The sequence below is a fragment of the Candidatus Cloacimonadota bacterium genome, from assembly GCA_019429305.1.
Lineage (GTDB): Bacteria > Cloacimonadota > Cloacimonadia > Cloacimonadales > JAJBBL01 > JAHYIR01.
This window is the reverse complement of the sequence record JAHYIR010000048.1, coordinates 1-4749: the sequence shown is the minus strand read 5'-3', so window position 1 is coordinate 4749 and position 4749 is coordinate 1. Positions and strand designations below refer to the sequence as shown.

General features: G+C 38.8%; 4 protein-coding genes. All 4 read right to left on the bottom strand.

Annotation, left to right across the window (positions count from 1 at the left end; all coding sequences use genetic code 11):
- A partial coding sequence (locus tag K0B81_09670; GenBank protein ID MBW6516860.1) for a chitobiase/beta-hexosaminidase C-terminal domain-containing protein occupies positions 1-1744 on the bottom strand: 1744 nt, incomplete at its 3' end.
- 260 nt (positions 1745-2004) lie between these two features.
- Positions 2005-3006, bottom strand: a complete 1002-nt coding sequence (locus K0B81_09665; GenBank protein ID MBW6516859.1) for a hypothetical protein — start codon at positions 3004-3006, stop codon at positions 2005-2007.
- Between the two features lie 15 nt (positions 3007-3021).
- Complete coding sequence (locus K0B81_09660; GenBank protein ID MBW6516858.1) at positions 3022-3657, bottom strand: hypothetical protein; 636 nt, start codon at positions 3655-3657, stop codon at positions 3022-3024.
- Between the two features lie 376 nt (positions 3658-4033).
- The coding region (locus K0B81_09655; GenBank protein ID MBW6516857.1) for a YhfC family intramembrane metalloprotease at positions 4034-4749 on the bottom strand (716 nt) is incomplete at its 5' end.

Below are 4749 nucleotides of genomic sequence, written 5' to 3'. Positions count from 1 at the left end.
TCGTTGCTCCCTGGGTTGCACAAGTGATTGTTACCTGCTGATAATTATGATAAATACCCCCCGGAGGATTAAATACCGGATCAGCAACTTGAAAGATATAATCAGCTTCAGCAGTTTCACTCGGATCCAAACCATGTTTAAACGCTTTAGCTTTCAATGTCGTGTTACTGGTTAAATAAGGAGGTAAAAAAGGATAATAAGGCAAAGAATATTGAGTAGGTTCACTCCCATCTATCGTGTACATGATAGCTGCTCCCGCAGTATCACAGTATATTCTAACGCTACGCGGATTGTTATATGTCCCCCCCGGTGGATCAAAAGTCGGAGTTGCTACAGCTCCGATATAATAAATACTTGATGCGATGGCACTATCTTCATGACCAGATTTACTTGCTCTTGCCTTTAACATAGTATTCTGTTCAATATTTACCGGAGTTGTATAAACTACGCTTGGCTCTGATCCATCAGTTGAATAGAGTATTGTTGCATTGGGTGTTGTACAACTGATTACTACTGTTTGAGGATTTGCATAAGTCCCTCCTGGTGGATTAAATGTAGGAGTTGCTACGGGGGGACTCTCTGTTGCTTGATATATTGGGAATTTCAGATCTGGTAGGAGATTATTAGATGTATAATTGGCAATATTATAACCGAGCACTTCAAACTTTAGACCGACAAATAATTGGAAACCACCAACTAAAGTCCACCAAGGATTTGCTGTAGTGTCAGCTTCTAATTCTATGAAGCCAAGAGCTTTAACGTTAGGCCCAGCAACACCATAAAGATTCATTTCAAAGCGGGGACCGGAGCCACAGAAAATATTGAGTGATGTTCCCAAATTGGGATGAGTTGTTTGATCAAAAACTAATTGAGGTTCAAAGATTGGTTCTGGAACATGAGGTTTAATGTATTTAGCTCCTGCTTTAATATATGAACCTGTAGTATTAACATTAACTGTAACTGCAGCATCACCATTTGCACCAATCTCAAGAACTATAACTGCTTTTGGAACGATCACAATTGGTATTACTCCGGCAAAAAAGGTTATGGGAGTGAAATAATGCTGAACAAGGTCTATCTCCTGGGAATAATCAAAACCACCATTTACGGTAAAATCAATATTTAAATTCTGTGTGAGAATAGCCCCAGCTTCTAAGTAGTGTAAACCTTGCCAAATATTGATACGGGCATCAAAAAAGATATTAAATGTGAGTGTCACGTTACCTGAGACATTCATCATTATACCGCTACCAAGATTGATATTTTTATTAATATCATGAGGAAAAGAAAGCAGATCCTTATCGTCTTCAAGAAATTCTACTCCATCTACAAGCAGAACAGTCTTTTCAATATCTGATGTCTTCAATGAACGGGAAATAGAAAACTCCAGCTCATCAAAGACATCTTCCAGGGTAGCTTGGACTGTATTTACTACTATTTGTCCATCCTGTTCGTAAGAGTCGGTAACTTTTCTGAGCAGTCCGTAAGGTGCCTGCTCTGAGGGTCCTGATACAATAACGTTACCCGGTTCATAAAATTCGGGATTTACACCTTCCGGAAGGATGATCTGTTCGTCTGTTACCTCTATGATGGTCGCTGCTACATCCTCTTCCATTACGACTGTTTCCGGTGTAATTATCGGTTCAAAGGTTATATCGGGTTCTGTTGTCTTTTTTTCACTACAGGAAAAGAATAGCAAAACCAGACTAATCACAACAACAAAGAATAACAGCTTTCTCTTCATAACTACCTCCAAATATTCAGCATTATAGCAATATTTGCCAGTTTAGGGAGCGGAAATTATCGAGAAAAAATTAACATCAACTAAACCTTTACGATATCGAGTTTATTCTATTCTGTTGTCAATGAATATTTAGTGTTTTTTTGATTGTAACATATTTTAAATCTTTACTATAGAGCTTTACAATAAATATGTTTAGCTTCCGGCAATGATGTTTTTCAACACAAAACATCCATCATCTTAATATAGAGACCCATTACTCTCTAAGATAGTGTTGCCATTACGAATACTCTCTGTTCATAAGCTGCCTGATGGTAAAGAAACCAGATCGGATCTCCTGAAAATCTGTAATTCCCGTCTCTGTCGCGTCTAATGGTAATATTTTTCCACTGATTAGGGTTATAGGAGTAATCTGTCCCCTTGAACTGAGCGGAAAAAGCCCGTTTCCAATCGCTCCTTCTTGATCTGTTAACTTCCAAACAGACATTCAGTTGCGGTAATAACTTGCCCCAGGTATCGGGGGTTCCTGTTATTGCTCTGAGAATATCAAAGACTCTTCTCGCTGCCTTTCTGAATCTCACTTTCGTGTTGATATATACCCTGTTCTTTCTCCCGTCAATATAGGTAATTTCTGTATTGAACCTGTCCGGAAAGGTACCTAACAGCCCGTGCCCGATATGGTAACCTAAGAATCCGGTCAACCTTCCAACGAACGGATTAGTTCTTCGCCTGTTATTGGATCTTATTATCGGATCGGTCACTCCGTTATCTTTCAGACTATTCCGGGCAGAGAAGTTTTGATGAGCAAAAGTGTCTTCATAAGAGTGTAACGCTATCCCTAACCGTATTAGAGCAGTATCCCTTATTCGGCTATCTTTCTTGTTAGATTGTAACTCCGCCAACGCCAGCTCGATCAGATCCAATGACATTGGTGCTTCCGGGATAGTCAGATAGTTGAATTTTTTCCGCTCTTTATTCCAACCCTCCGGTATGAAGTGATAGGGGAGAAGGACTTTATTCCTGATATTACGGAAATTATAGAGAATGTTACCGATGCCTTTATGAGATGTACAAGTAGGATCAAAATACTCCTCATACATCCTCTCATAGAGTGGCTCGGGCATATCTTTTACTACCATTACCTGATGATCGGTAGCATCATCAACATACTGACAGGCATAGGCAATAAGTTCAGCATCCTTGTGAGAAAATCCTGCTTTAATCGCCAAAGTTTTCGTCACATAATAATGAAAACCGATATTCATTATTGCCTTCCAAAACTATGATAGATCAAAAATAGAGATAAGCTGTTCATTGAAACTCTCGAATTTAGCCATCTCGATCAGCTTATGTATTGGTATCTGTTCAGCAAATTGTCTGAAGATATAACCGTAATTTTGATAACTACCTCTCGCAGGATTGGTCATTATATCGACCATCTTCTCCCGGCTTAACTGTAGCTTTGAACTGCCAAATTGATTCGCTACATAGATGGCAAACCCTTCATAAAACCAAACCGGTCCCATTCCCTCTTCATTTCCTTCGAGGATTCTGATATGAAACCGATGAGCAATCTCATGAGTTATCAATTTTTCATAGCTATCCTTTTCTATCCCTTCAGGGAATACCTGGGCATATATCTCAGGAGTGACAATAACCAGCACTCTGTTCTCCAACGCCGCACAATATGTTTCCGGTAATTCTATCTCAGGATCTGCATCTACAAGCTGCAACAGATTTCTATCAAACTCTCTCTTGTCATCAAAGATCATTACTCGCTCTATAAAAGGTTCTTCGGTGAGATCCCCCCACTCGTTTTTATACGCAAAGTTCTTTATGTTTCTAAGTGCGGACAGTACATAAGATGCAAATTCCGCTCTTCTTGATTCTATACTCTCTGGTATAATAAATTCCATACTGGGTTTTGATGAGTTGATCATCTCTCTATCTTCCCCTTTATTGACAACTAATAGTTAACAATAGTTCATAATTTCTTTAAACACCGATGTCAATTATTTTTCCACTAAGTAGTTGATTAAGGTAGCAGCACATACAAACTTAAGCCGGCATGACATAATGATTAGTTAGATTAAATAATCTCTTGTCTACCCTTAGGGAGGGGTATAGTCGGATGGGTGCCGACTATAGGGTTCACTAAAGGTTGAGTAAAGTAAGAAAGATCAGGGGATTCATATTGAACTGATTAGCTGATAAAGAGTTAAGATATTAAGTGAGTTAAATTAGTTTGATATTAGATAAGATGCAAAGATTGATGGAGTATAGAGGGGTATCCTAAACAATCATCATTGTCCATAAGAGCAGGAATAATATGATAGTAGCGAGAGACAGAACAGCTAAATAGAGGTATGTTTTATTAAGATTCTTCAGATTGCTAAGTTTACCTAGATATAACATCTGGTAACCAATGACACCGTCAGCAATAGTGAAGCTGGCAATTGCCAACAGAATTGGAAGAGGATTTAATGTTAAAATACTTATCAAAGCCAATCCCCTCGTTCCTATGTGAATAAACCCGGCAATGAGTCGTTCTAAAACCGGCAAAATCTTTTGATACCACATCTTCTTAAAACCCTCTAAATTGTTTAAAACCGCTTCTAGTTCAAGTGCCGGTTTTTCAAGTTCCGTGCCTTTAAAAAGCTGTGCAGACTTGCTCGAACCGGTAATCAAAGCTTCAAAAGCTCCGATTCCGACACCAAAAGCGAGGATTTCGAGAAAACCGGTTATAGAAAAGAGATAAAAGAAGAGGACTGCTCCTCCGAGCTCAGTGATTCCTGAGATCAAACCATTGATGAAAGAAGTTCCGGCTATCTTTTCTGCATTATGTGGTAACTTCTTTACTATCAGTGAGTGAAGAATGATCTTCACGAAGCAACCGACACCCCACGAACCGGAACCCAAAAGAAAGTAAATGGGTCTAACGCCTTGAATGAAATATAAATATACTATGGCTAAAAGAAAAGGGATAATTGAATAGTTAATCTCTTTTT

Excerpts from the sequence above, each read along its gene's own strand:
- K0B81_09665 (MBW6516859.1), bottom strand. The coding sequence starts at position 3,006 with ATGAATATCGGTTTTCATTATTATGTGACGAAAACTTTGGCGATTAAA.
- K0B81_09660 (MBW6516858.1), bottom strand. The coding sequence starts at position 3,657 with ATGGAATTTATTATACCAGAGAGTATAGAATCAAGAAGAGCGGAATTT.